This is a genomic window from Leucobacter sp. HNU, assembly GCF_047946755.1.
Classification (GTDB): domain Bacteria; phylum Actinomycetota; class Actinomycetes; order Actinomycetales; family Microbacteriaceae; genus Leucobacter.
Genome location: NZ_CP178837.1, coordinates 170,410 through 196,247, shown reverse-complemented (window position 1 = coordinate 196,247; position 25,838 = coordinate 170,410). Strand labels below are relative to the sequence as shown.

Here is a 25,838-nt window from a genome sequence, read left to right as displayed (position 1 = left end):
GGAATCGCCGGTTCCTTGAGAGCGCTCCTCCAACCTGCGGCATGGGTCGCGCGCTAGGCTGACACCCGTGACTGCAGAGAACGCCACCGAGACCACCGAGCCCTCGGCCGCCACGACCGCCTCGCGCATCGCGGACCACCGGCGCAAGTACCAGGAGGCCGTGGGCGACCGCGATGCCGCAGCAGCTGCGAAGCAGCACCCCCGCGGCAAGATGACGGCGCGCGAGCGCATCGCCGCCCTGCTCGATCCGGGCAGCTTCGTCGAGTTCGACAAGTACGTGAAGCACCGCACCCAGGGCTTCGGCATGGAGCGAAGCCGTCCGTTCGGCGACTCCGTCGTCACCGGCGCGGGCACCATCCACGGCCGCCAGGTCGTCGTCTACTCGCAGGACTTCACGACCTTCGGCGGGTCGCTCGGCGAGGTCGCGGGCGAGAAGATCGTCAAGGCGATGGAGTTCGCGCTCAAAACCGGTGCCCCCGTGCTCGGCATTCTCGACTCCGGCGGGGCCCGCATCCAGGAGGGCGTGGTCGCCCTCTCGAAGTACGCGAGCATCTTCCGCCTGAACACGATGTGCTCGGGAGTCATCCCCCAGATCTCGATCGTCATGGGCCCGTCGGCCGGCGGCGCGGTCTACTCCCCGCGCTCACCGACTTCGTGATCATGGTCGATCAGACCAGCCACATGTTCGTCACCGGCCCCGACGTCATCAAGACCGTCACGGGCGAGGAGGTCGGCTTCGAGGAGCTGGGCGGCGCGCTCACCCACAACAAGACGAGCGGCGTCTCGCACTACCTCGCGAGCGACGAGCACGATGCCCTCGACTACGCGCGGGCGCTCATCAGCTACCTGCCGGACAACAACCTGGCCGAGGCCCCGGTCTACGACAGCGACACCGCGTTCGAGATCACCGACGCCGACCGTCGCCTCAACACGATCATCCCGGACAGCCCGAACCAGCCCTACGACATGAAGGTCGTCATCGAGGCGATCCTCGACTCGGGCGAGTTCCTCGAGGTGCAGCCGCTGTTCGCGCCCAACATGCTGATCGGCTTCGGCCGCGTCGAGGGCCGCACCGTCGGCATCGTCGCGAACCAGCCCGCGCAGATGGCGGGCACCCTCAACATCGACGCGAGCGAGAAGGCGGCGCGCTTCGTCCGCTTCTGCGACGCGTTCTCGATCCCGATCCTCACCCTCGTCGACGTGCCCGGCTACCTGCCCGGCACGGACCAGGAGCTCCAGGGCGTGATCCGCCGCGGCGCGAAGCTGCTCTACGCCTACGCCGAGGCGACCGTTCCGCTCGTCACGATCATCACGCGCAAGGCCTACGGCGGCGCCTACATCGTCATGGGATCGAAGCAGATGGGCGCCGACTTCAACATCGCGTGGCCCACCGCCGAGATCGCGGTCATGGGCGGATCGGGCGCCGTCAACATCCTCTACCGCAAGGAGCTGGCCGCTGCCGCGGAGCGCGGCGAGGACGTCGAGGCGCTGCGCGCGGAGCTGACCGCGAAGTACACCGCCGACGTGACGAGCCCGTTCCTCGCCGCCGAGCGCGGCGAGCTCGACAACGTGCTCGAGCCCGCCGGCACCCGCCTCGCGGTCATCAAGTCGCTGCGCGGCCTGCGCGGCAAGCGCACCGAGCAGCCCGCCAAGAAGCACGGCAACATCCCGCTCTAGGCCGAAGGACGACGTGAACGACGAACTGCTGCCGCCCGACGCCGCTGCCCGAGACGCTGCCAAGCGCGAGGAGATCGGCGAGCCCGACCCGACCCTGCACGGCGACGACTTCCGCTTCGTGACCCGTGGCGTGCGCGACCACGAGCGCGCCGCGGTGATCGCGGTGCTGACCGAGTCGCGCGCCGAGGAGACCGCTCAGGTGAAGCGGGTCGCCCGCCGCGACCGCGAGCCCTGGGCCCGTTCCCAGCGGGTCCCCGAGGGGATCAGCGAGCTGCTGCACGAGGGCTGATCGAGACCGTGCCGAGCACTCCGGAGGACGCCCGAGCCGAGCTCGAGCGCGCCCTCGCGTCGGGCCTCGACATCTCGACCACCCCGCAGGCGCTCGAATCGGGACGGCCCGCGCGGCGATCGGCGGTGCTGATCCTGTTCGGCGCGCTCGACGACGTGCCCTGCAGCGTGCCCGATCCGGCGGTGCCGCCGACCCTCGACGTCCTGCTCACTCGCCGGGCCGACGGCATGCGGCACCACGCGGGGCAGATCGCGTTCCCGGGCGGCGGCGTGGAGCCCGGCGACGCCGACCGGGCCGCGACCGCGCTGCGCGAGGCGTGGGAAGAGACCGGGCTCGACCCGGCCGGCGTCGACGTGCTCGGCACCCTGCCCGAGATCTGGGTCCCGGTCAGCAGCAACCTCGTCACTCCCGTGGTCGGCTGGTGGCGCCTGCCGAGCACCGTCGCGGCCGACCGCACGGAGTCGGTCGACGTGTTCCGGGTGCCCGTCGCCGAGCTGCTCGATCCCGCGGCCCGCGGGACCTCGGTGCTCCGTCGCGCGGGCGACGAGTTCCGCGGCGAGGCGTTCCGGCTCGACGAGCGCTTCGGCGGTCGCGTGGTCTGGGGCTTCACCGGGATGCTGCTCGCTCGGTTGTTCGCCGAGGTCGGCTGGGGCGGCGACTGGGATCCCTCGGTGGAGTTCCCGGTCCTGCCGTAGGCCATTCCGCCGAGCTGCGGACCTCCGAGAATTGACACGGCGGCGCAGTGGTCTTACCGTTGCCTAACGAAGGTTAGTTAGGTGGTTCGAAGATGACCCGATCCCAGATCATCGCAGCCGCGCGCGAGCGATTCGCCCGGGCAGGCTACGCGGAGACCTCCCTCAAGGAGATCGCCGCGGACGTGGGGATCAAGGCCCCGTCGATCTACGCGCACTTCTCCGGCAAGGAGGAGCTCTACGTGGAGGTCTACACCCGCTCCATCGCCGAGCACCGCGACTACTTCACCCGACTGCTCGCCGAATCGCGCGAGCTCGACCCGCTCGAACGGCTCCACAAGATCCTGACGGGGGTTCCCGCGTTCTACCAGGAACGCCCCGAACTCGTGGACTTCCATCTCCGGTCCATCACCGGCGGCATCCCCGCCGGCACCGATCCCTCCGGCGTCTTCCGCCGCTGGGACGAGGAGCTCGCCGAAGCCATCCGCGCCACCTACGTCGAGGGGCGCGACGCAGGCAGGTTCGCGCGCGTCGACCCCGACGCGTTCACCGCGCACTTCACCTGCCTGATGGACGGCCTGTTCCTGCAGCTCAAGCACTACGAACCCGTGCTCTACGCGGAGCACCTCACGCGCACCTGGGACCTGCTGGCCACCGCACTCGGCTTCGGGATCCCGGTTCAGGAGAACCGATCATGACCACTCCCCCGTCCACCCCCGCAGCAGCGCCGCAGAGCCGCGGCCGCTCCGACTACGAGCAGGGCGTCGTTCCCGCCGCCGAGCGCAAGGGCTGGCTCCCCATCGCCGGCATCTGGATCGCCATCGGCATCGACCTCTCGGGCACCATCATGGGCGTCCAGCTCGGCGCCGGCATGCCCTTCGGCGAGGCCCTCGCCGCGACGATCATCGGCTCGGTCCTGCTCGGGGTCCTGGCGATGGCCTGCACCTACGTGGGCGCGGCCACGGGGTTCACCAGCTCGGTCATCGCCCGCACCGTCTTCGGCCGGGCCGGGGGCCGCGTGATCTCGATCGCCATGGCGATCTCGTCGCTCGGCTGGTTCGGCGTGCAGACCGGGTTCTTCGCCGACAACGCCCGCATCGCGGTCGACGAGCTCCTGCACGTCGACGTGCCGGTGCAGGTGTTCACGGTGATCGGCGGCGCGCTCATGGTGCTGACCGCGCTCTGGGGCTACCGCTCGATCGAGCGCCTCAGCTCGTGGGCCGTCCCGCTGCTCATCGCCCTGCTCGGCCTCGCCGTGGTGCTCGCGTTCGTGCAGTTCGGCAGTGGCCAGCTCTTCGCCGAGGTGACGCCGCAGTTCACCTTCGGCGGAGCGGTCTCGCTCGTCATGGGCATCTTCGTCTTCGGCGTCGTCATCTCGCCCGACATCGCGCGCTGGGCGCGCACTCCGAAGCACGCCATGGCCGCCGGGTTCATCGGCTTCTTCATCGGCAACTCGCTCATCGTGATCGTCGCGCTCGTGCTCTCCCGCGTGATGGGCGCACAGGATCTCATGCGCATGTTCTTCATGCTGGGCCTCGGCGCGATCGCCGTCGTCGTGCTCACGCTCGCGCAGTGGACCACGAACACCAACAACCTCTACTCGGCCGCCCTCAACCTGTCGACGATCTTCACCCGCGTGAGCCGTCGGACCCTGACCGTGATCGGCGGTGTCGTCGCGATCGCCGCAGCCCTGTTCGGCATCTACGACGCGTTCATCCCCTTCATCTCGGTCATGGGCACGTTCATCGCGCCCTACGGCGGCGTCTATCTCGCGGAGTTCTTCGCCCGCCGCTCGAGCCGGCTGCGCTCCGGGAGCGCGGCCGTGCCCGCCGTCGACGCGTGGGCCTTCGTCTCATGGGCGATCGGCGGCCTCGTGGGCGTCTGCACGACCCAGCCGGGCAACGGGCTCGGCCTCGGGCTCTTCACCCTCACCACAATTCCCGCGCTCGACGCGATCCTCGCGGCGTTCGCGGCGCACGCCCTCATCGGGCTCGTGCGCCGGAATCGGGGCGCTGACGCGGCGAACGCCGCACCGGACCAGAACGCCGACGGAGACGCGCAGGACCTGCACGCCGCCGCCGAGATCGCGAAGGGAGTCGATCGATGACCGCGGCCCGCACCGGAACCGCCCTGACCCGCATCACCGAGGAGGACATCGACGCGATCGCGATCGGCGCCGCCGTGCTCGGCACGGGCGGCGGCGGGGATCCGCACGTCGGCGCACTGCACGCGAAGCGGGCGATCCGCGAGCACGGCCCCGTACCGGTCGTCGCGGTCCGGGATCTGGACGACGCCGGGATCGTCGCGCCCGTCGGCATGATCGGAGCGCCCTCGGTCTCGATCGAGAAGATCGCCGCGGCCGAGGAGCTCGTCACCGCCATCGACCTGCTCGAGCAGGGCACGGGGCAGCGGGTCGCCGCGATCATGCCGATCGAGATCGGCGGGGGCAACTCGCTGATCCCGATCGCGGCGGCCGCCGAGCGCGGTCTGCCGATCGTCGACGGCGACGCCATGGGCCGCGCCTTCCCCGAGGCGCAGATGGTCACCTACCACCTCGCGGGCCTCGGCCCGGGCACCACCGTGCTCGTCGATGCGCAGGGCAACGCGGTGCTCTCACGACCGGTGAGCGGCGCGTGGTCCGAGCGGCTCGCGCGCGTGCTGTCGTTCGAGATGGGCGGATCCGCCACCATGATCGACTACGCCTACCCCGGGTCCGTGGTCCGCGACGTCGCGATCCCCGGCACGCTCAGCACCGCGCGCCGCATCGGCGAGCTGCTGCTCGGCGCCGAGCTGCGCGACGAGGAGCGGATCGGGCGCATGCTCGACGAGCTCGGCGGCACCCGCCTGTTCGACGGCAAGGTGACCGAGATCGAGCGCGCCGTCTCGGGCGGCTTCACCCGCGGCCGCGCGATCCTCGCCGGAACGGGTGACGACCGGGGCGCGGGTTTCGAGCTCGACTTCCAGAACGAGATGCTGCTCGGCCGCCGCGACGGGGTGCTCGCCGCGGTCACGCCCGACCTCATCGCCGTGCTCGACCAGTCGACCGGGCATCCCATCACCACCGAGACGCTGCGGTACGGCGCCCGCGTCACGGTCGTGGCGTTCCCGTGCCACCCGCAGTGGCGCACCGAGATCGGGCTCGCGACCGCGGGTCCGCAGTACTTCGGCTACGACGTCGCGTACGAGCCGATCGAGGAGCTCGCGTTGCGGGCCGAGGAGGCCCGCGCATGAGCTACCGGATCGGAATCGACGTCGGCGGCACCAACACCGACGCGGTCGTGCTGGACGAGCGGCTGGAGGTCGTCGCCTCGATCAAGTCGCCGACCGAGGCCGACTCGGGCGACGGCGTCGCCCGGGCGATCGACCGCGTGCTCGAGGCCTCCGGCATCCCGGCGTCCGAGGTGCGCGCGGCCATGCTCGGCACCACCCACTGCACCAACGCGATCGTCGAGCGCCGCGGGCTCGGCCGGGTCGGGGTGCTGCGCATCGGCGGGCCCGCGACCACGGCCGTGCCGCCCTTCGAGGGCTGGCCGCGGGAACTGCGCGACGCCGTCGCGGGCCCGGCCTTCGTGATCGCCGGCGGCAACGAGTTCGACGGGCGCGAGATCAGCGCGCTCGACGAGGCCGCGGTGCGGGCCGCCTGCGCCGAGATGCGCGGGGCCGTCGACGCGGTCGCCGTGGTCGGCGTGTTCTCGCCCGTCGCCGACGCGCACGAGCTGCGCGCGGCCGAGATCGCCGAGGAGGAGCTCGGTCTGCCCGTCTCGCGTTCGGCCGAGATCGGATCCATCGGGCTCCTGGAGCGCGAGAACGCCACGATCCTGAATGCGGCGCTCGTGCGCACGCTCGGCCGCATGGCCGACGGATTCCGCGAGTCGCTCGATGCGCACGGGATCGACGCCGACATCTACTTCGGTCAGAACGACGGCACGCTCATGCGGCTCGACTTCGCGCTGCGGTTCCCGGTGCTGACGATCGGCTGCGGTCCGACCAACTCGATCCGCGGCGCCGCGCACCTGAGCGGGGTGAGCGACGCGCTCGTCGTCGATATCGGCGGCACGACGACCGACATCGGGGTGCTCGTCGGCGGCTTCCCCGCCAGTCGGCGCACGCGGCCGAGATCGGCGGGATCCGCACCAACTTCCGCATGCCCGACGTGCTCTCGGTCGGACTCGGCGGCGGCACCGTCGTGCGCGGCACCGGCGCCTCCGAGCGGGACCCCGTCGTGCTCGGCCCCGACAGCGTCGGCTTCCGGATCACGAGCGAGGCGCTCGTCTTCGGCGGCGGCACGCTCACCACGACCGACATCGCGGTCGCGGGCGGTCGTCTCGATATCGACGGCGGACGTCCGGTCGCGATCGAGCCGCGGCTGCGGGAGGCCGGCGAAGCGGCGATCCGCGCGCTGCTCGAGGAGTCCATCGACCGCATGAAGCCGAGCGCGGCCCCCGTGCCCATCGTGCTCGTCGGCGGCGGATCCGTGATCTCCCCCGACGGCCTCGCAGGCGTCTCTGCGGTGATCCGCCCGGACCACGCGGGTGCGGCGAACGCCGTCGGTGCGGCCCTCGGCGACGTCGCCGGGCAGGCGGAGCGCGTGTTCTCGCTGCGCGAGACCTCGCGCCAGGAGGCCGTAGATGCCGTCCGCGCCGAGGCGATCGAGCGCGCGGTCGAGGCCGGGGCGGCAGCCGGGACCGTCGAAGTGCTTGCACTGGAGGAGCTGCCCGTCGCCTACATGGAGGACACCGTGATCGTCCGCGCCCGTGCGGCCGGGCGACTCGCCTGATCGCGGTCCCCGAGACACCACTGCGCCTGCGAGTCACCATGAAGCTTCGTGGTGTCTCGGGGGCGCAGTGGTGTCTCGGAGAGGCAAGACCACGGAGCGGCTCCCCACTCAAGCGGCGGTTCCCGGGTCCTCCCCCGGAGCCCGGAACGCCTCGCGCATGTGGTCGCTCGTGAGGAAGTCGGCGATCCCGATCATGATCAGGCTGAAGACGATCTGCTCGGTGACCATCCAGGTCGGGTAGAGTCCCGGGATCGCCGCCATGACGAGCGTGATCACGGGGAAGATCTGGGCGAACAACCGCAGCCGCTGGTACGCCCAGCGCCAGCCGAGCGACGCGCGCCAGGCGAAGTAGAAGAGCGTCGCGGTCATCCCGAGCACCACGAGGGTACGCATCCAGACCGCGAACGGCACGCGCTCGCCGTTCTCCGCCAGCAGCAGCGCGACGACCACCGCGCCGACGCCGATCACGAGTTCGACGGCGAGCAACCAGCCGATCCAGCGGAACGCGCGCCGGGTGCGCGGATGCGCGGACATCCGCTCGGGGATCAGCTCGCCGGACTTCCTGCCTCCGGCGATGCGGTCGAGCCGACGGAACACTGATTCGAGGGACACGCTCGAAGCGTACCCGGTCTCGTTTCCGCAGTGTTCATCGGACGGCGAAGTCGCGAACCGCCGAGTTCGCTCCGACCGTCCGCACGGTTCCGCGAATCGCCCGGTTCATGGGTCTGACCTGGAATTTCCCGGTTCTTTTCCCCGGCGCCGATGCCGAGCGGAGCGCGGACCGACCGGGCTCCGCCGTGAACCCGCGATGTCTCCGCGCGGAAGCGCGCGTGACCGCCTGGCGTGTCGCTGCGTCCGCTCCGGCGTCTTCCCAGACTGGTGTGCGGTCGCCCGTCCTCCCCTCGGGCGGCCGTCCCCGACCCCTCAGTCATTTGGAGAGAACCACTGTGAGGAAACACGCGGTCGCGGCATCTGCCGCCGCAGTCCTGCTCGGCATCACCGGCGTGTGCGCCGGATCGGCCGCCAACGCGGCGCCCACCGGCGCCCCCGTGCCGACCGATGCGCCGCGCACCCCGAAGACCCTGGTGATCGGCGTCGACGGAGCCTCGTTCGACGTGCTCGAACAGGCCGAGACCCCGGCGATCCACGCGCTGCAGCAGGGCGGTCTCACCGCCACCAGCAACCTGCCCGCCTCGCCCATGGCCCCCACCGTCTCCGGTGCCGGCTGGTCGACCATCGCGACCGGCGTCTGGCCCGACAAGCACCGGGTCACCGACAACAACTTCACGAGCCCCAACTACGCGCAGTTCCCCGACTACCTGACTCGCATCGAGCAGTCCGCGCCGCAGCGCAGCACGTTCGTCGTCGGCACCTGGGGCCCGATCTCGACCACCGTCTTCGGCTCCGCCGTCGACGAGCGCGTACAGGGCAAGAACGACGCCGACACCACGGCGAAGGCCGTCGAGCGCCTGTCCACGGGCACCCCCGACGACGTGTTCGTGCACCTCGACGAGGTCGACGGCGCCGGGCACAGCTCGGGATCCTCCTCCGCCGCCTACCGCACGGCTCTGCAGACCGCGGATCAGCAGATCGCGAAGATCGTGGGTGCCGTCGAGCAGCGTCCCGGCTACGCGAACGAGGACTGGCTGATCATCGTCACCGCCGACCACGGGCACACCCCGACCGGCGGTCACGGCGGGGCGTCGCGTCTCGAGCGCAAGACCTTCGTCATCGCGAAGGGCGCCGAGTTCGCGGCGGGCACCACCCGTGACGACGTCAAGATCGCCGACATCGCGCCGACCGTGCTCGCGCACGACGGGATCGCGCGGGATTCCGCCTGGGAGCTCGACGGCGAAGCCGTGAACGACATCGTTCCCGATGCGTTCGACGCGCTCCGCCCGAAGCTGCGGGGCGCCGTCGACGAGAAGGGCCTCGCCGGGATCACCGGCTGGACGAACGAGGCGCCCGAGGGGTGGACCGTCGACAACTCGAACATGCCCACCGGCGGTTCGACCGAGTTCCGCGGCTGGACCTTCATGACCGACGACTTCTTCTCGAACGCCGAGCTCGGCCAGCATCGCGAGAACAACGTCCGCTCGCGGAACGTGTTCGCCGTCGCCGACTCCGACGAGTGGGACGACGTGAGCCCGAAGAGCGGCCGCAACTTCGACTCCACGCTCATCTCGCCCGAGTACCCCCTCAACGGGGCCGCCACGGTCGACATCTCCTTCGTCTCGGACTACGCCGTCGACGACCCCCAGGGCGCCGGCGTGCGCGTGAGCTTCGACGAGGCCTCCGGCCTGCAGCCGCAGAAGCTCGTCGACTACCCCGCGAACGGCACCCGCGCGAACCCGGTGAACCAGGTCGAGCGCTTCTCGTACGAGCTGCCCCGGGACGCGAAGGGCCAGCTGCCGAAGAGTATCCGGCTCAACTTCTCGTACAGCGGCATCAACAGCGCGTTCTGGGCCATCGACCAGGTCCGCGTGACCCAGCCCGACGCGCCCGCACCGGATCCGGCCGCGATCGCCGTCTCGGCGCCGTCCGTCGTGGCCGGCGGCACCGTGACCGTATCCGGTACCGGCTTCGCGGCCGGCGAGCGGCTCGAGCTCGAGCTGCACTCGACCCCCGTCGCGCTCGGCACCGCGACCGCCGGCGCCGACGGCTCGCTCTCGCAGCGCGTCACGATCCCTGCGAGCACCCCGGCCGGGGCGCACACGCTGGTCGCGAAGCGGGCCGACGGGTCCGAGGTGTCGATCCCGCTCTCGGTCGCTTCCGCCCCGAGCACGGGCACGGAGGGGACCGGCGCGAACGGGACCGGCGCGAACGGAACCGCAGCGGGCAACGGGACGACCGCTGGCGGGGTCTCCGCGGCTCCGGGCACCGCGAACGCGAATGCGAACGGCGCGAACGCGGCGAGCGCGGGAACCGACGCGCAGGGCACCGCCGGTGCGAAGGGCGACGGGCTCGCCGTCACCGGCGCCGCGGATCCCGCGGGCGCCGTGATCCTCGGCACCGCCCTGCTGGCGCTGGCCGGTGCGGGCATCGCGTTCGGCATCCGCCGGGCGCGCCGCATCGCCGAGTAGCTCGAGCCCGGGGTCCGGGCCTTCCCGGCCGCCGTCGGGAGGGCCCGTCTCCACCGTTCGACCGCTCGAACAGGTGGAAACGGGCCTTCCCGATCGCGTCACCCGGCGCAGGTCCTCAGGCGTGGTGGACGCCGCCGAGCGAGTCCAGCGGGAACACCGTGTCGGTGTCGCCGAGCTGCAGCGCGAGAATGCTGGCCTTCGCCGCATCCTCGAGATTCAGTGCGCGGCGATAGGCCATGCTCACCGACTCCGCGACGACCGAGCACCCGTGGTGGCGCATCACCACGCAGTCGTGCGAGCGCAGCTGCTCGGCGGCGGTATCGGCGAGCTCGTCGGATCCGTTGGGGTAGAACGGGGTCACGCCGATCGACCGGACGTAGAAGGCGTGGTCGAGGGTGAGCAGGCGGATCGGCTTGCCGAGACTCGCGAGCACCACCGCGTGCTGCGGGTGCAGATGGATCGTGCACTCCGCGTCAGGGCGGGCGAGGTAGGCCCGCTGGTGCAGTCGCCACTCGCTCGACGGGGTCGGGTGCCCGCCCCGCACCTCGCCGTCGAGTCCCATGACGGTGAAGTCCTCGGGCCGCAGGCGGTCGAGCCAGGTGCCCGACGCGGTCACCACGAACGCGTCGTCGTCGAGTCGGGCCGAGAGGTTGCCCCCGCTCGCGAGCACCAGCCCGCGGGACACCGCGTCGGCGCCCACCTCGATCAGCTCCGCGACGCGCGCGTCCAGGTCCCGTTCCATGCTCTTCCCCTCGTGGTGTCCGGTCCCCTCAGACTATCCGTGAGACGCGCGGCGTTCGGTCAGCCGGACGAGCCTCGGAACGAAGAAGATGGAGTCACCCCGACCTCGAAGGAGCATCGTGAACGATCTGATCGGCATCGTCTGGAACCCCACCAAGATCGAGGAGGCCGAGCTGCGCGCGGCCATCGAAGCGGCGTCCGCTCCCGGAGCCTCGCAGCCGGAGTTCCGGCTCTTCGAAACCAGCGCGGAGGACCCGGGTCGCGGTGCCGCCGAAGCGGCGATCGAGGCCGGCTGCACCGCGGTCGTCGCCGCGGGCGGCGACGGCACCGTGCGCGAGGTCGCCGAGGTGCTCGCCGAGCGGGACGACGCTCCGGATCTCGGGGTCCTGCCGCTCGGCACCGGCAATCTGCTGGCCCGCAACCTCGGGATCCCGCTCGGCGACCGCTCCGCAGCGCTGACCCGGGTCGTCACGGGAGAGGGATCGCCGCTCGACCTCGGCATCGTCGAGCTCCGGCGCCCGGACGGCAGCACCGAACGGCACGGCTTCGCGGTGATGGTGGGGTTCGGGATCGACGCCCAGATGATCGCCGAAACCGACGACGACCTCAAGGACCGTGCCGGCTGGCTCGCCTACGTCGAATCGCTCGGGCGGGCCGTCTCCGGGTCGGAGGTCCGGGAGTTCACCGCCGCAGTCGACGGCGGCGACGCTGAGCCGCACCACGGCCACACCCTGCTCGTCGCGAACTGCGGCACGATCCAGGGCGGGATCACCCTGCTCCCGGACGCCGATCCGGCCGACGGCCGGCTCGACCTGCTGCTGCTCAGCGCCGACGGGGTCGGCGCATGGCTCGACACCATGCGCAACCTGATCTGGGACAACGGGCTGAAGCGGCTGCTCACGGGCGCGGACTCCGCCGAGAGCAGCGCGACCGCGGGCCATCGGCAGGCGGCCCGCCTCTCCGTCGACCTCGAGACTCCCGTGGTCTTCGAGATCGACGGCGAGGAGGTCGGCGAGGTCTCCGGGTTCGACGCCTCGATCCTGCCGGCTGCGCTGCGGGTGCGCTGATCCCCGGGGACCGCTCCCTCAGAGGTGGTACTCGGGCGCTTGCTCCGGCGGAATCAGCCCCATCTGCCGCGCCCGCCGCAGCGCCTCGTCCCGGCCGGTTGCGCCGAGCTTGCGGTAGACGCTGCGCATGTGGAACTTCACGGTGTGGGGCGTGACGAACAGTTCCTCGGCGACCTCGGCCATGGTGCGCGGGCCGGCTCCGAGCGCTTCGAGCGTGCGCAGTTCCGCCGGGGTCAGCGGTTCGAACTGCCGATACCGCAACGCCTCGGGAATCGCGGTGACGACGGCAGTGAGGTCCGGACCCCCGCGGCGGACGGTCTCGGCGGCGATCTCACGCAGCGATTCGTACGGCACCATCTCGAGCGCGCTCGTCGACTCGTGTTCGAGGATCAGCTCCGCCGCCGCCGTGAAGTCGGCGATCCCGGCCTCGCGGTCGCCGGCCTCCCACCGGGAGATCGCGCGAACCGAATACCCGGCGATCGTCTCCCAGACGGGCAGCCGCAAGCGGAGGAGCACGGTGGCCGTCGCGATGGACGCCGCCCGATCCTCCTCCAGCAGCGAGAGCGCAGCCCGGCTGACCAGCACCGCGGGATGCCGGGGATCGAGCGCGGCGAGGCGGCTCTTGGCGGAACCGAGGTTTCCGGCCTTCGCGAGCACCCGCACGGCGTAGGCATCGAGCCAGACCGCCGTGAACGACGACGTGTCGAAGATCCGTTCCGCGTCGCGCACGCGCCGATCGAGTCGCGCGACGGCACCGAGCACGTCCTGCTGCCGGAGCAGCTCCGTCTCGGCCATCGCGAAGAAGGACCACTCCGAGGTCCGACTCCGCACCGGCTCGACCGTGTCGAGCAGCCGTCCGATCGTGTCCAGGTCCCGGTCCTCGATCGCGATCATCAGCCGGGCGGAGACGCCGCTCATGACGCTGAACTGCGACGGTGCCTCGTCCAGCACCAGCTCCAGCGACTCGATGCGGCCGAGGTAGCCCCGGGCGCGGCGGGTCTCGCCCTTCGCCGCCGCCGCGAACGCGAGGCCGTTCAACGCCCGATGCTGCTTCGCGCCGCTCCCGACCCGCTCGGCCGACTCGAGCGCGCGGGCGAAGCACCGCTCCGCGAGATCGGCGTCGCCCGTCAGCAGGGCGGAGATGGCGATTGCCGAATAGATCACGGGGACGGCGGTCGACGGGATCCCGGCCGCTCCCGCCTCGTCGTCCGAGAGCCGAGCATGCTCCATCCGACGCGCGAGCGCCCTGGCCCGCAGGAGCGCCTCCTCGACATCGCCGCGCATGCGTTCCACCGTGATGCGCAGCGCACCCGTGGGGATCGACAGCTCGGTGTCCCCCGCGGCTTCGCGTCCCGCGATCGCTTCGAGGAACGCGCGGTGCATCACTTCGGCCTCCGACCGCGTGCAGCGCCCCTGCCCGATCTCCGTCAGGAGGTGCGCACCGATGAGGTAGGGGTGCTCGCGCAATCGGGCGAGCGGCACCCCTCGGAGCGGGGCCAGTGCCTCTCCGTTCGGCCCGATCCCCTCGGGGTAGAACGAGGCGAGCAACCGGGACGCATCGCCGTACTCCTCGAGGTCGAGCAGCAGGGAGACCGCCCGCGACGGGTCGTCGCCGCTCAGATCCATCGCGTGCCGGAACCGCAGCTCGTGGAACTCGACCGTAGCCGTCTCGCGAGCGGCCCGTGCGCGCAGCACCTCGCGGAGTCCGGGGTGGCATCTGAGCCGCGTCCGCTCCGGGTACCAGTGCCGCGTGATCACCCCCAGGCGGCTCAGCTCATCCAGCGCGGCGTCGAGCGCTCCGGCATCGGCGCCCGTGGCCGAGGCCATCAGCTCGAGGCTGATACGGTCGCAGACGGCGGACCACATCAGGACGCGAAGACCGAGCTCCGACATCGGGGCTTCGGCGTGCTCTTCGAGGAAACGCCGCACCTGCGCCGCGATCCTCCCCTCGGTCGCACCGCCCGCCACCTGCTGCAGCACCTGGCGGATCGGGAGCGGCCACCCCGCGGCCTCGTGGTGCAGCCGGGCGACGTAGCCGTCGTCGATCCCGTACCTGGCCGCGAGCTCGCGGGTCTCCTCGAGCGAGAACGGGAGCTGTGCGGCGTCCACCTCGACCGCGGTCAACCCGCTCAGCACGGTCGGCCCGTCGAGCCCGGCGAAGCTGCGGGACAGCACGGTCACGAGTAGGAACGGACTCATCGAGAGCAGTCGCGAGAGGTCCCGGTCCGTGCGGATCGAGGTGAGCTCCTGGTAGTCGTCGACCACGAGCATCACCCGGCGCTCCAGCCGCTCGATCGCCCGCCGGGCCGCGCGGAACCAGTCCCCGGCATCGGCATCGGCCTCGGACCTCGCATCCCCCGCCCGCTCTCCGAGCGGGGCGTCCGGTCGCAGGGACTCCGTCATGAAACGCCACAGGGCTCCCGCGTCCCCGTCGGCATCGAGACAGCTCATCCAGTGCACCTCGACGTCGTCGAGTGCTCCGCTGCGCAGCCACTGGGACGCGAGCACCGTCTTGCCCATGCCCATCGGCGCGCACAGAAGGGTCAGCGGGGCCGGCTCGCCGTCCTCGGCAGGTCGGGGGAACAGGCGTTCGCGCTCCACGGTGAAGAACCGGGGCACGGGGACCGCGCGGCGCGGCGCGGTCACGCCCGGCCTCCGCTCAGCCTTCGAACCACTGGCCCTCCCCTCCGACCCCGGGCTCCGGGGCCGTTCGGTGCGATCGAGAATCGCTGTCCTGCGGCTGAGCGTACCCCACTGACCGTACGGATCCGCGGTCCGGATACACGAAGATCCCCGTGCGATTCGATCGGAATCGAACCGCACGGGGATCCGCAGCGGGAGGAGGGGCCTCACCGCCGTGCAGGTGCCGGGGCCAGGACGGAGCGCGGGGGACGTCGATCCCGTCGGGCCCCGAGCGATGGTCGCCGGGCTAGCTCGCGCGGCGGCGCACCATCAGCAGCCCGCCGGCGGCGAGCAGCAGTGCGCCCACCCCGACGAACGGCAGGATCGAGGATCCGCCCGTCTCGGCCAGTTGCTCCCCAGCCTCGGGCTGGGCCGGCGTCGCGGGGGTGTTCGGCTGGGTCGGGTTCACCGGCTTCTCGGGGTTCACCGGCTTCTCGGGGTTCACCGGCTTCTCGGGATCGACCGGCTCCACGGGCTTCGTGCAATCGACCTCGTCGAGCTTCACGATCGTCGTCGCCGACTTCCCGTCAGCGGCAACCGTCCACCCCTCGACCGACTTCGGGAAGACGTAGCCGTCCTTCGCAGTCGCCGTCACCGTGACGGTCTCGCCGGCCTTCGCGGCCTTCTTCGAGATCGTGTAGTCGATCCCGGTGGTCTCGGCCAGCGTCACCTTCGGGTCCACGACGGAGCCGTCGACGTCGCACGTCGCCTGCACGACCTCGGGCGCGATCGGCGTCACGACCGTGTCCGACCCGACCGGCTTCTTGCAACCGACCTCGTCGAGCTTCAGCGACTTCGTCGCCGACTTCCCGTCAGCGGCGACCGTCCACCCCTCGACCGACTTCGGGAAGACGTAGCCGTCCTTCGCCGTCGCGGTCACCGTGACGGTATCCCCCGCCTTCGGAGCAGTCTTCGACAGCGAGTAGTCGATCCCGCTCGTCGACGCGAGCGTCACCTTCGGATCCACCAGAGTGCCATCGACATCGCACGTCGCCTGCACGACCTCGGGCGCGATCGGCGTCGCGGTCGTGGTGGTCGACGGGACCGGGGTTCGCCGCAGGTCATGTCCGGCTCCCCGATGAAGGGGAACGCGTGGAACTCGGATCCGCCGTAGTTCTGCGTGAGGTTCCCGGCGACCCAGTAACGGCCGTTGACGCCGCCCGCGGCGACGGTCGTGCTCGACCCGGGGGTCGGGACGACGACGGATCCGGGAACCTGTCCGCCCTTGATGTCCACGGTCTTCGCCTCGGGAAAGGTCCAGAGGATCTGCGATGCCATCTGGCCGAAGCGCGTGTCGCCCATCGGCACCTGGACTCCGCCGGCCTGGACGTCGACGAGGTCGAGCGTCGCCGCGGCGCCGGTGACCTTCACGATCACCGGGTCGGTCGCCGCGATGTTCGCCCCGAGGTTCAGCGCCAGGCTGCCCATCAGTTCGGACGCGGGGATCTCGAACACGTGCCGCGAAGCCCCTGCCGCGCCGTCGAGCGTGACGACGCCTCCGCTGACCGCGAAGGTGCCGGGCGTGCCGGTGAAATTGCGATCCGCCATGTCGCGGAGGATCGAGAAGCCGTTGTCGGGCCAGTCCGAGAACGTGGGCGAGCCGAGCGCGCTCGTGCGGCCGATTCCGGTCGAGACCTGGTTCGCCGGATCCTGGTTCTCGAGCAGCTTCGCATCGGCCAGGGATCCGCCGATGCGGGCGTTCACCCGCCCGGGGAGACCCGCGGTGGTCTGCGTGCCGAACAGGATCTTGCCGCCGGCTTCGATCGTGAGGTCGCCGCCGACGCGCAGCGCGTTCGACCCTTCGACCGGCACGATGCCGGATCCGGCTCCGACGGTGCCGAGGTTGTAGATGCCGTTGCCCTGGATCAGCGCGTTGCCGTTGACCACGAGCTGGCCTTCGAGCTCGGCACCGCGGGTGCGCGTGAAGTCGCCGCCCACGTAGACGCTGACGTTCTCATCGACGGGCTGCGGCTTGACCGGGAACTGCGGGTGCACCACGCCGACACCGGCGGTGGGCACGCAGACCTTGGCGGACGCGGCGCCCGCGTTCACGCTCGGAGCCGGCTGCGGTGCCGCGGTCGCAGCGGTGCTCGGCAGGGCGATACCGCCGGCCACGACCAGCGCACCGAGCGCGCCGGCGATCAGTTTGCGAATTCTCATTCGGTGACGTGTTCCTCTCACATCTGGATGTCGAGGGGCATGCGGAAACCGATGACAGGATCACGGATCCGAGGACTCGAGCCGCTGCCCACAGGCAGCGCGAAACGTGCCGTCCTGAGGTTCCCCCAGGAACCGCTGTCAGGACAGCATCGATTTCGGCGTGGAGAGCGCCGTGCGGCGGTCTGCTTCCCGAGTGCGGAGCTCTTCCCCGTGGAGCTCCGTCGAGTGCACAGCCTATAGACACCGATCCGCGGATATACAGGCGTAGAAAGAAAAACTACCCCCGCAGCCGGAAAACCCTACCCCCGGCGTTCCGGGGCCGAAAACGAGGGCGCGCACCCGGTGAACGCCGCTGCGTTCACCGGGTGCGCGCCCTCGGAGGTCGGTCGGTGCCGGTCAGGAGGCGTCCTCACCGCCGTCCGTGCCGCTCTCGGCGTTCCTGCGGCGGCGGGCCGCGGCGAACGCGAGCACGATCGCACCGAGCAGGATCACCGCGCCGCCTGCGATGAGGATCGGGGTCAGCGCTGCCCCGCCGGTCGTGGGCAGGCCGGAACCGTCGGAGCCCGCGGTGCCGTTCGCACCGGTGCCCTCCGCGCCCGCGGTCGCTCCGCCGGCCGCGCTCGTACCGGTGCCGTCCGCGCCCGCGGTCGCCCCGCCCGCCGCGCTGGAGCCGTCCGCACCCGCGGTTGCCCCGCCATCGACGGTCGTCTCGACGGTGATGGGGGCCCAGCCGATGAGCACTCCGGTGTCGCTCGTGATCGCGAGCTTGTGCGCACGGATCTCGGCGTTCGCGGGGATCGTCAGTTCGATCGAGCCGTCGCTCACGGTCGGGGACCCGAGCACGACGGGGTCGGAGAACAGCGTGCCGGTCACGGGCTCGGCGTCGTAGTCGGCGGTGCCCAGCCGCACGGTGATGGTCTCCCCGGCTTCGCGGTCGCCGGGGCCTCGACACCGCCCCGGTTCCCGTCGGTCAGATCCGCCTCGGTGATCTTCGGCAGCGCCGGCGTCGTGTGGGTCACGGTGCACGCGGTGCAGGTGAATCCGAGCGAGTCGGACTTCGCGGTGACGGGGATGCTGACGCCGTGCGCGGTCGGCTTCAGCTTGCCGGTGAACGCGACGGTCGCGTCGGCGCCCGCGGCGGTCTCGGGGACGGTCCAGGTCAGGGTCGTGCCCGAGAGCGCGAGTCCGGCAGGCAGCGACGCCGCGTCGATGGTGCCGCGCTTGAGCAGGGCGGCGACGTCGACCGTCGCGGTGCGACCGGTCAGGTCGACCTTGCCCGTGTTCTTCGCGGTGAAGGTGTAGGTGACCGAGTCGCCCGCGGCGATCTGGCCGGCCGCCGGATCGCTCGTCAGCGCGAGGCTCCAGGTCGCGGGCCATGCCGGCTTGTCCGCGTCGAAGATCCAGTCCTGGAAGAAGGCGTCGAGGTCCTTGCCCGAGACCTCCTCGGCGAGCGCGTGGAAGTCCGCCGTCGTCCTGCTCGTGCCGGTGTTGCGCGCGTTCCACTGCTTCAGCAGCTCGGCGAAGACGGGCGGGGTGATGGTCTGCCGAAGCGCCTCGTAGGTCATCGATCCCCGGTTGTAGACCTGGTCTCCGAAGAGGTCGCCCGGGTCCTCCATGGCGCCGGGCGGAATCTGCCAGAAGCCGTCGCCGGCAGCGACCTTCTCCCATTCCGCGTAGGTCGAGTCGAGCGTGCTGTCTCCGCCGTTGTGCTCATCCCACATGTACTCGGAGTAGCTCGCCATGCCCTCGCTCAGCCAGATGCTGTTCCAGTCGGCGGGACTGATCGCGTCGCCGAACCACTGGTGCGCGAGCTCGTGCACCAGTGTGCTTTCATCGATCCACCGTTCGAAGTAGGGTCGGTCCTGCGTCTCGAGCGCGTAGCCGAGGGTCGTCACATCGACGACGACGCCGGTGCTCCCGCCCGGGTAGGGCCCGTACTTCGATTCGAGGAAGTTCAGGATCGCGGGGATCTTCGCGCGGAGGGTCTGGATCGTCGCCTGCCGCGGCGCGGTGACCGTCGGGTCTACGAAGCTCCACTCGGGGATCGTCCGTCCGCTGTCCAGCGTGATCTGGGATTCGTAGGAGAGGTACTTCCCGATCGAGACCATGGTGGCCATGGTCGACATCGGCCGTTCCTGCTTCCAGGTCCAGGTCGTCTCGGCGCCGCCGTTGACCGGGGTCTTCGAAACGAGCTCGCCGTTGCTGACCGCCGCGGCGTCGACGCCGCCGATCTGGGTGGGAATCGTGAACGCGAGGTCGTAACTCGCCTTGTCGGCGGGGGTGTTGTTGCTCGGGATCCAGGCCATCGTGCCGACCGGCTGACCGAGCGCGGTCGCGCCGTCGGAGGTCTTGACCCAGCCCTCCTTCGACCCGTCGGGATCGGTGTGCGTCGAGGGCGTACCCGAATAGGCGACGGCCACCGTGAACTCGCCGGCGGGCAGCGGAGTCGTGGGACTGACCTTCAGCTTGTACGAGGTCGCACTCGGATCGGAGCTGCGCGTGAACCCCGCATCGGCCCCGTTCACCTTCACGGAATCGACGTTCAGTCCCTCGAAGTCGAGGGTGAACGACTTGAGCGGCACCGCCGCGGTCGCGGTGATCGTGGTGGTCGCCGAGATCGTGTCGTCGAGTTGGTATCGCAGCTTCACGTCGTAGTGGGTGACGTCGTAGCCGCCGTTGCCGATGCCCGCGAACAGCGAATCGCCGATGCTCGGGGCGCCGTCGATCGGCGCCGCGTCGGCCTGCGCCGCGGGGAGCCCGATCGGTGCGGACACCGCGAGCGCGGTGAGTGCGGCCGCCGCGACGCCTGCGAGGGCGGTGCGGCGAGCGCGCGTGGGTACGGTGAGCTTCATTGATCGCGCCTTTCCGTCGTCCGGGCGGGCAGCTCTGCCCAGGCGCGGATCGACGAAGTCGAGGTGTGTCGAGAGTAAGGGCTCCCCCGGAGCCACGTGTCTCACCGTACTTGACAGCGGATTCCCAGACAAGGGTTGCGCAAGGAACCGGATCACGCGATCGCCGGGCCCGCCCCCGTCATCGAGTCGTGCGTCGCGGCGGCCTGCTGGTCGGTGAACGAGGAGACGTAGTCGAGCACCGCGCGGGAGCGTCCCTGCCGCCGCAGGCCGGCATCGCTCGTGTCGCCCGTCAGCAGCTCGGGCCGCTGCGCGCGCAGCTCGAACAGGCTCTCGGTCGACTCGTCCACCCATTCGATGAGGCGGCGTGGGGCGCGGTCGGCGATCTCGTGGTCGTCGAGCCACTCGTCGAAGCCGAGCACCAGGTCCGACACGACCCGCCCCATGCCGCGCTGCGCCAGCGCGTGCTCGGGGCGTTCCAGCACGAAGCGCTGATGCACGAACTTGAGGATCGCGACCTCGTGCCACGCGGCCTGCTCGAGCCTGATGTGCCCGCCGCGCAGGTGCGGGAACTCCTCGACGACGATCGAGCTGCGCAGGTGCTCGATCCAGCGCCGCGTGAAGCGGGAGACGGCGCGCTCGCTCTCGATCCCGCCATCGTAGGGCGCGGCGAGCAGCTCGTCGCGGAGTTCGCTGCCGACCCGCACCACCGCGTCCCGGAACGTCTCGCGCTCCGCGATCCAGTCGTCCTTGCGGGTCAGGCGCCGCCAGAGCAGTTCGAGGGAGTTCCCCGGCCGCCGCCATTCGGCGCGCAGCTCGGTGCTCGACACCCGAGCCAGATCCTCCGACTCGGCGAGCCAGGCTCGGAACTCTCCCGAGACCGCCGCCTGCTGCAGCACTCCGGCGCGCGCGAAGTCGTCGAGATCGTGGATCGCGTAGGCGATGTCGTCCGCCAGGTCCATGACGCTGCACTCGATCGTCTGCAGTCCCGGCGCGATGGCGGGGAACGCGGCGAGCGCGGACTCCATCTCGGGGGCGTCCATCCCGTAGGCCGAGAACTTCTCCGCCCCGTTCACGGGGTCCCCGCCGACGCCGCGGGGGCGTTCGTCGAGCGGCAGCTCCTCGGCGGTGACTCCGATCCATCTGGCCCGGGTCCAGGGGTACTTGAGCACCGCCGCGCGCACGGCGGCGGTGAGATTGAGTCCCGAGAAGTCGCGGCCGAGCGTGTCGAGGCGGGTGAGGATCCGGAAGGTCTGCGCGTTGCCCTCGAAGCCCTCGGGCAGGCCGAGGCGTTCGCGGGCGACGCGGTCGAGCACGCGCTCCCCGAGGTGGCCGAAGGGCGGATGTCCGAGGTCGTGGGCGTGGGCCGCAGCCTGGGCGACGATCGTGTCGCATCCGCCGAGGCGCGCGATGACGGCACCCGTCGGATCGTCGGCGACCGCGGCACCCGCCACGTGGGCCTCGTGCCGGGCTTGCTGGCCGGCGAGGCGGCCGGCGATGACGCGCGCGACCGCGCTCACCTTGAGCGAGTGGGTGAGCCGATTGTGCATCACGGGCCCGACGCCGCTCTGGGGGACGACCTGCGTGACGGCGGAGAGCCGTGCGAAGTAAGAGGAGAAGCGGATCCGTTCGAGGTCGACGCGGAACTCGACGGGTTCGGGACGCAGGGCGAGCACCGGCTCCGCTTCGGCTTCCACCGCCGCGTCGCTCGACGCACCGGCCGCGCCTCGGGTTTCGGGGCGGTGCTGCGAGGTCTCGATCTCAGGGTGCTCGCGCGCCTCGCGGGCGGCGTCGATCCTGCCCGTGCGGGCTCCGCTCGGCGCGGATACCGCCTCGGCCTCGACTGCTTCGTTCATGCCGGTATTCAAGCACGAGAGGGGCCGGGCCGTACGAACGGCCCGGCCCCTCTCACGGAGCGCAGGGGCGGGTCAGCGCCCGTTCAGCGCAGAGAAATCGGGCTGCCCGTCGGGGCCCATCGGCAGCGGGCGCCCGTCGGGGAACGTCGGCCAGGGCAGCAGACCCTGCGCGTTCGGCTGCGGTGCGGACGGCTGGACCGGAGCGGCGGGCGGCACCGGGAGCGCACCGGGCTGTCCGGCGAACGCCTGGGCCTGCTGCGCCTGTGCGGCCGCGTAGGCCTCGGCCTGCGCGGCCCGAGCCGCGCGCGCCGCCTCGCGGTCGCCCGCCGAGTAGGACCAGCGGAGGAGGAGCGTGATGGCGAGCCCGAGCGCGGTGAGGATCAGGGTCGCGACGGCGATCTTCCAGTACAGCTCGGGCACGACGACGCCGAAGGAGTCGATCGCGATCGGCGCGGTGAAGAGGATGCCCGAGAGCACGGCGAACACGCTCGTGATGAAGGCGAAGCGGTTGAGCGTCTCGGGGCGGCCGCGGCCGAGACCCAGGAGCAGCTGGCAGCAGCCGAGCACCGCGCGCGTGACGCCGATCACCACGATCGACTTCCAGAAGATGTCCCAGACGAGCCAGTACCGGTCGTAGCTGGAGATCCAGATGACGATGAGGAGCAGGCCGAGGATGTAGGCGTTGGCGATGAGCGCGACCGGCGCGTACCAGTCGGACTTCAGATCGCGGCGGGTGTCGAGCGCCGTGAGGCCGACGAACACCGCGAAGAGCACGAAGGTCGAGAACACGCGTTCGAACCGGCCCTCGAAGTCGCCGATGAAGAGCAGCCCGATGGAGGCGACCGACAGCACGGCGAGCAGGATGATGCTGACCTTCAGGAAGGTCGACAGCTTGCGGGCGGGACGCCCGGCCGCCTGGCCGTGCGGCACGGTCGCGTGCGCTTCTGCGATCGGCTGCGGCGCTTGCGGCGCCTGACCGTTGGGCTGGTTCTGCGGAGTGGGGGTGCTCATGCACACAGTCTCCCCCGAGATGCATGCGAGCGCCAACATGCGAGTGCCCCGAGCCGCGTAGACTGGGATCGGCCTCCGGCTCGCCGAGCCGCCCGGTCCTCCGTGCCCGGGCCCCGCCATCGACCCTTCGGAGCACACGAGCGTGACCGACACCACCGCAGCCTCGATCCCCGCGCCCGACACCGTCGCGGACGCGATCGCGACCCCCGACAAGGAGCAGCCGTTCGAGGCGCTCGGGCTCAAGGCCGACGAGTACGAGCAGATCCGCAAGATCCTCGGCCGCCGCCCCACCTCGGGCGAGCTCGCCATGTACTCGGTCATGTGGTCCGAGCACTGCTCGTACAAGTCCTCGAAGATCTACCTCCGCCAGTTCGGCAAGAAGGTCAACGACAAGATGCGCGAGCGCCTGCTCGTCGGCATGGGCGAGAACGCGGGCGTCATCGACATCGGCGAGGGCTGGGCCGTGACCTTCAAGGTCGAGAGCCACAACCACCCCTCCTACATCGAGCCGTTCCAGGGCGCTGCGACCGGCGTCGGCGGCATCATCCGCGACATCATCTCGATGGGTGCGCGCCCCGTCGCCGTCATGGATCAGCTCCGTTTCGGTGCGATCGACGATCCCGACACCGCGCGCGTCGTGCACGGCGTGGTCTCGGGCATCTCCTCCTACGCGAACTGCCTCGGCCTCCCGAACCTCGGCGGCGAGACCGTCTTCGACGGCGTCTACCAGGCGAACCCGCTCGTCAACGCGCTCGGCGTCGGCGTGCTCCGCCACGAGGACCTCCACCTCGCGAACGCCTCGGGTGCCGGCAACAAGGTCGTGCTCTTCGGCGCCCGCACGGGCGGCGACGGCATCGGCGGCGCGTCGATCCTCGCGTCCGACAGCTTCAGCGAGGGCGGCCCCACGAAGCGGCCCGCCGTGCAGGTCGGCGATCCCTTCGCCGAGAAGGTGCTCATCGAGTGCTGCCTCGAGCTGTTCCGCGGCGAGCTCGTCGAGGGCATTCAGGATCTCGGCGCAGCCGGTATCTCCTGTGCCACCTCGGAGCTCGCGGCCAACGGCGACGGCGGCATGTTCATCGAGCTCGACAGCGTGCTGCTGCGCGACCCGTCGCTCACGGCCGAGGAGATCCTCATGTCGGAGAGCCAGGAGCGCATGATGGCGGTCGTGCACCCCGACAAGCTCGACGCGTTCCTCGAGGTCACGAAGAAGTGGGACGTCGAGACGAGCGTCCTCGGCGAGGTCACCGACACCGGCCGACTGGTCATCAACTGGCGCGGCGAGGAGATCGTCAACGTGGATCCCTCCACCGTCGCGGTCGACGGCCCGGTCTACGAGCGCCCCGTCTCCTACCCGAGCTGGATCGACGCCCTGCAGGCCGACTCGGTCACCGCTGCCGGCCTCACTCGTTCGGCCGCAGGCGAGGACCTCCGCGCCCAGATGGTCGCGATCGCCGGGTCCCCCAACCAGGCATCCGTCGACTGGATCACCAACCAGTACGACAAGTACGTGCTCGGCAACACCGCGCTCTCGTTCCCCGACGGCGCCGGCATGATCCGCGTCGACGAGGAGAGCGGCCTGGGCGTCGCCATCGCGACCGACGCGAACGGCCGCTACTGCCAGCTCGACCCCTACGTGGGCTCGCAGCTCGCCCTCGCCGAGGCGTACCGCAACGTCGCCACCTCGGGCGCGGTGCCCACCGCGGTCACCGACTGCCTGAACTTCGGCAGCCCCGAGAACCCCGAGGTCATGTGGCAGTTCTCGCAGTCCGTCGAGGGCCTCTCCGACGCATGCCTCGCGCTCGAGGTCCCCGTCACCGGCGGCAACGTCTCGCTCTACAACCAGACGGGCGACACCCCGATCCACCCGACCCCCGTGGTCGGCGTGCTCGGCATCATCGACGACGTCGCCCGCCGCATCCCGAGCGGCTGGCAGGATCAGGGCGAGCACCTCTACCTGCTCGGCACCACCCGCGACGAGCTCGACGGCTCGGCCTGGGCCGAGACCGTGCACCAGCACCTCGGCGGGCGCCCGCCGATCGCGGTGCTCGACGACGAGCGCGCCCTCGCCGAGCTGCTGCACGCGGCGGCGCAGGGCGGCCTGCTGTCGGCCGCGGTCGATCTGTCCGAGGGCGGCCTCGCCCAGGCGCTCACCGACGGTGCCCTGCGCTTCGGCGTCGGCGCACGCGTCTGGATCGACGAGATCATCTCGCGCGACGGCGTCGACGCGACCGCCGCGCTGTTCTCGGAGTCGCAGGCGCGCGTGCTCGTCGCCGTTCCGCACGAGGAGGAGGTCAAGTTCCGCGGGCTCTGCGAGGGACGCGGCTTCCCCGTGCTGCGCATCGGCGTGACCGACCGCGCGGGCGACGAGGCCTCCATCGAGATCCAGGACCGCTTCGAGCTGCCGCTCGCCGAGCTGCGCGCCGCCTCGCAGGCGACGCTGCCCGAGCGCTTCGGCCCGGTCGTCGGCGCGTAGCACTCGATCGCATGGCGCTGAGGGCGCCGGCACGGGATACCGTGCCGGCGCCCTTCGCGTGTGCGGGGTCCACTCGCTCCCGGGGTGTGTGTACTCCGGGCTCGCGGATCCCGTGTCGAGGACCGGGCCCGATACCGAGGAGTGGGCTTGGTTTCGGGGAACGGGCCCGGGTTCGAGGAACGGGCCAGGTTTCGGGGAGCAGGCCCGGGTTCGAGGAGCAGGCCCGGTTTCGGGGAAGGGCCCCGGTTTCGAGAAACGGTGAAACTCCGTCGTTTTCAGCCGGCCCTCGACAGAAGCACCGGCCCTCGACGGATCTACGAGGCCTCGACGGATGCCCCGGCCCTCGGCAGGAGCACGGGCCCTCGACGGGAGAGCCGTTCCCCGGCAGGAACACCGTTCGTCGACGAATGCACCGGGGTCGGGTCCGGTTCGAGGAACGGGTTCGATGTCGAGAAGCGGCCTCGGTGTTGAGGAACGGCCT

At 71.0% G+C, this 25,838-nt stretch carries 18 protein-coding genes and 3 pseudogenes; 12 read left to right on the top strand and 9 right to left on the bottom strand.

The window, feature by feature from the left end; genetic code table 11:
* The first annotated feature begins 67 nt into the window (after positions 1-67).
* The 9 genes and pseudogenes from AB3K78_RS00940 to AB3K78_RS00900 all read left to right on the top strand — a co-directional run bounded on the left by AB3K78_RS00940 (position 68) and on the right by AB3K78_RS00900 (position 7,435).
* Positions 68-1,677: pseudogene (locus tag AB3K78_RS00940) on the top strand (acyl-CoA carboxylase subunit beta).
* A 13-nt stretch (positions 1,678-1,690) separates the two neighbouring features.
* On the top strand, positions 1,691-1,966 hold the full coding sequence (locus AB3K78_RS00935; protein ID WP_416445354.1) for a hypothetical protein: 276 nt from the start codon (positions 1,691-1,693) through the stop codon (positions 1,964-1,966).
* Positions 1,967-1,974: 8 nt separating this feature from the next.
* Positions 1,975-2,661, top strand: a complete 687-nt coding sequence (locus AB3K78_RS00930) for an NUDIX hydrolase (protein ID WP_416445352.1) — start codon at positions 1,975-1,977, stop codon at positions 2,659-2,661.
* Between the two features lie 92 nt (positions 2,662-2,753).
* Complete coding sequence (locus AB3K78_RS00925) at positions 2,754-3,356, top strand: TetR/AcrR family transcriptional regulator (protein ID WP_416445350.1); 603 nt, start codon at positions 2,754-2,756, stop codon at positions 3,354-3,356.
* Complete coding sequence (locus AB3K78_RS00920) at positions 3,353-4,765, top strand: cytosine permease (protein WP_416445348.1); 1,413 nt, start codon at positions 3,353-3,355, stop codon at positions 4,763-4,765. The genes AB3K78_RS00925 and AB3K78_RS00920 overlap by 4 nt, the downstream gene beginning before the upstream one ends.
* Positions 4,762-5,889, top strand: coding sequence for a DUF917 domain-containing protein (locus tag AB3K78_RS00915; RefSeq protein ID WP_416445346.1), 1,128 nt, complete (start codon positions 4,762-4,764; stop codon positions 5,887-5,889). Before AB3K78_RS00920 ends, AB3K78_RS00915 begins: the two co-directional genes overlap by 4 nt.
* A pseudogene (locus AB3K78_RS00910) lies at positions 5,886-6,689 on the top strand (hydantoinase/oxoprolinase N-terminal domain-containing protein); the annotation flags it as partial. The gene AB3K78_RS00915 and the pseudogene AB3K78_RS00910, both read left to right, overlap by 4 nt.
* Before the next feature lie 113 nt (positions 6,690-6,802).
* Positions 6,803-6,928, top strand: a pseudogene (locus tag AB3K78_RS00905) (hypothetical protein); the annotation flags it as partial.
* Between the two features lie 153 nt (positions 6,929-7,081).
* Positions 7,082-7,435, top strand: a complete 354-nt coding sequence (locus tag AB3K78_RS00900) for a hypothetical protein (RefSeq protein WP_416447391.1) — start codon at positions 7,082-7,084, stop codon at positions 7,433-7,435.
* A 108-nt stretch (positions 7,436-7,543) separates the two neighbouring features.
* Here the strand turns inward: AB3K78_RS00900 and AB3K78_RS00895 are convergent, their stop codons facing one another.
* A complete protein-coding gene (locus AB3K78_RS00895; RefSeq protein WP_416445344.1) occupies positions 7,544-8,047 on the bottom strand; it encodes a hypothetical protein in 504 nt (167 codons plus the stop codon).
* A gap of 335 nt (positions 8,048-8,382) precedes the next feature.
* Between AB3K78_RS00895 and AB3K78_RS00890 the strand changes: the two genes are divergently transcribed.
* Positions 8,383-10,518, top strand: a complete 2,136-nt coding sequence (locus AB3K78_RS00890; RefSeq protein WP_416445342.1) for an alkaline phosphatase family protein — start codon at positions 8,383-8,385, stop codon at positions 10,516-10,518.
* A gap of 115 nt (positions 10,519-10,633) precedes the next feature.
* On the opposite strand, the gene AB3K78_RS00885 is transcribed toward AB3K78_RS00890, so the two are convergent.
* Entirely contained in the window at positions 10,634-11,260 is a 627-nt protein-coding gene (locus AB3K78_RS00885) for a class II aldolase/adducin family protein (RefSeq protein ID WP_416445340.1), read from the bottom strand.
* Between the two features lie 118 nt (positions 11,261-11,378).
* On the opposite strand from AB3K78_RS00885, the gene AB3K78_RS00880 reads away from it, so the two are divergent.
* Positions 11,379-12,326 (top strand): diacylglycerol/lipid kinase family protein, encoded by a 948-nt coding sequence (locus tag AB3K78_RS00880; protein WP_416445338.1) that lies wholly within the window; start codon positions 11,379-11,381, stop codon positions 12,324-12,326.
* Between the two features lie 18 nt (positions 12,327-12,344).
* Here the strand turns inward: AB3K78_RS00880 and AB3K78_RS00875 are convergent, their stop codons facing one another.
* From AB3K78_RS00875 to AB3K78_RS00845, 7 genes are all read right to left on the bottom strand, one after another.
* Positions 12,345-14,972 carry a LuxR C-terminal-related transcriptional regulator gene (locus AB3K78_RS00875; RefSeq protein WP_416445336.1) on the bottom strand — a complete coding sequence of 876 codons (2,628 nt, stop codon included), beginning with the start codon at positions 14,970-14,972 and terminating at the stop codon, positions 12,345-12,347.
* Between the two features lie 283 nt (positions 14,973-15,255).
* Positions 15,256-15,963 (bottom strand): InlB B-repeat-containing protein, encoded by a 708-nt coding sequence (locus AB3K78_RS00870; protein ID WP_416445334.1) that lies wholly within the window; start codon positions 15,961-15,963, stop codon positions 15,256-15,258.
* Positions 15,960-17,168 carry a choice-of-anchor A family protein gene (locus AB3K78_RS00865; protein ID WP_416445332.1) on the bottom strand — a complete coding sequence of 403 codons (1,209 nt, stop codon included), beginning with the start codon at positions 17,166-17,168 and terminating at the stop codon, positions 15,960-15,962. The genes AB3K78_RS00870 and AB3K78_RS00865 overlap by 4 nt, the downstream gene beginning before the upstream one ends.
* A gap of 396 nt (positions 17,169-17,564) precedes the next feature.
* Complete coding sequence (locus AB3K78_RS00860) at positions 17,565-18,077, bottom strand: hypothetical protein (protein WP_416445330.1); 513 nt, start codon at positions 18,075-18,077, stop codon at positions 17,565-17,567.
* Positions 18,038-20,020 carry a M1 family aminopeptidase gene (locus AB3K78_RS00855; RefSeq protein ID WP_416445328.1) on the bottom strand — a complete coding sequence of 661 codons (1,983 nt, stop codon included), beginning with the start codon at positions 20,018-20,020 and terminating at the stop codon, positions 18,038-18,040. Before AB3K78_RS00855 ends, AB3K78_RS00860 begins: the two co-directional genes overlap by 40 nt.
* Positions 20,021-20,172: 152 nt before the next feature.
* Positions 20,173-21,873 carry a deoxyguanosinetriphosphate triphosphohydrolase family protein gene (locus AB3K78_RS00850; RefSeq protein WP_416445326.1) on the bottom strand — a complete coding sequence of 567 codons (1,701 nt, stop codon included), beginning with the start codon at positions 21,871-21,873 and terminating at the stop codon, positions 20,173-20,175.
* Positions 21,874-21,945: 72 nt separating this feature from the next.
* A complete protein-coding gene (locus tag AB3K78_RS00845; protein WP_416445324.1) occupies positions 21,946-22,884 on the bottom strand; it encodes a hypothetical protein in 939 nt (312 codons plus the stop codon).
* 142 nt (positions 22,885-23,026) lie between these two features.
* On the opposite strand from AB3K78_RS00845, the gene purL reads away from it, so the two are divergent.
* Positions 23,027-25,357 (top strand): phosphoribosylformylglycinamidine synthase subunit PurL, encoded by a 2,331-nt coding sequence (gene purL, locus AB3K78_RS00840; protein ID WP_416445322.1) that lies wholly within the window; start codon positions 23,027-23,029, stop codon positions 25,355-25,357.
* The last annotated feature ends 481 nt before the right edge of the window (positions 25,358-25,838 follow it).

Excerpts from the sequence above, each read along its gene's own strand:
- AB3K78_RS00925 (WP_416445350.1), top strand. The coding sequence starts at position 2,754 with ATGACCCGATCCCAGATCATCGCAGCCGCGCGCGAGCGATTCGCCCGG.
- AB3K78_RS00885 (WP_416445340.1), bottom strand. The coding sequence starts at position 11,260 with ATGGAACGGGACCTGGACGCGCGCGTCGCGGAGCTGATCGAGGTGGGC.
- AB3K78_RS00845 (WP_416445324.1), bottom strand. The coding sequence starts at position 22,884 with ATGAGCACCCCCACTCCGCAGAACCAGCCCAACGGTCAGGCGCCGCAA.
- AB3K78_RS00855 (WP_416445328.1), bottom strand. The coding sequence starts at position 20,020 with ATGAAGCTCACCGTACCCACGCGCGCTCGCCGCACCGCCCTCGCAGGC.
- AB3K78_RS00915 (WP_416445346.1), top strand. The coding sequence starts at position 4,762 with ATGACCGCGGCCCGCACCGGAACCGCCCTGACCCGCATCACCGAGGAG.
- AB3K78_RS00865 (WP_416445332.1), bottom strand. The coding sequence starts at position 17,168 with ATGAGAATTCGCAAACTGATCGCCGGCGCGCTCGGTGCGCTGGTCGTG.
- AB3K78_RS00920 (WP_416445348.1), top strand. The coding sequence starts at position 3,353 with ATGACCACTCCCCCGTCCACCCCCGCAGCAGCGCCGCAGAGCCGCGGC.
- AB3K78_RS00850 (WP_416445326.1), bottom strand. The coding sequence starts at position 21,873 with ATGAACGAAGCAGTCGAGGCCGAGGCGGTATCCGCGCCGAGCGGAGCC.
- AB3K78_RS00900 (WP_416447391.1), top strand. The coding sequence starts at position 7,082 with ATGAAGCCGAGCGCGGCCCCCGTGCCCATCGTGCTCGTCGGCGGCGGA.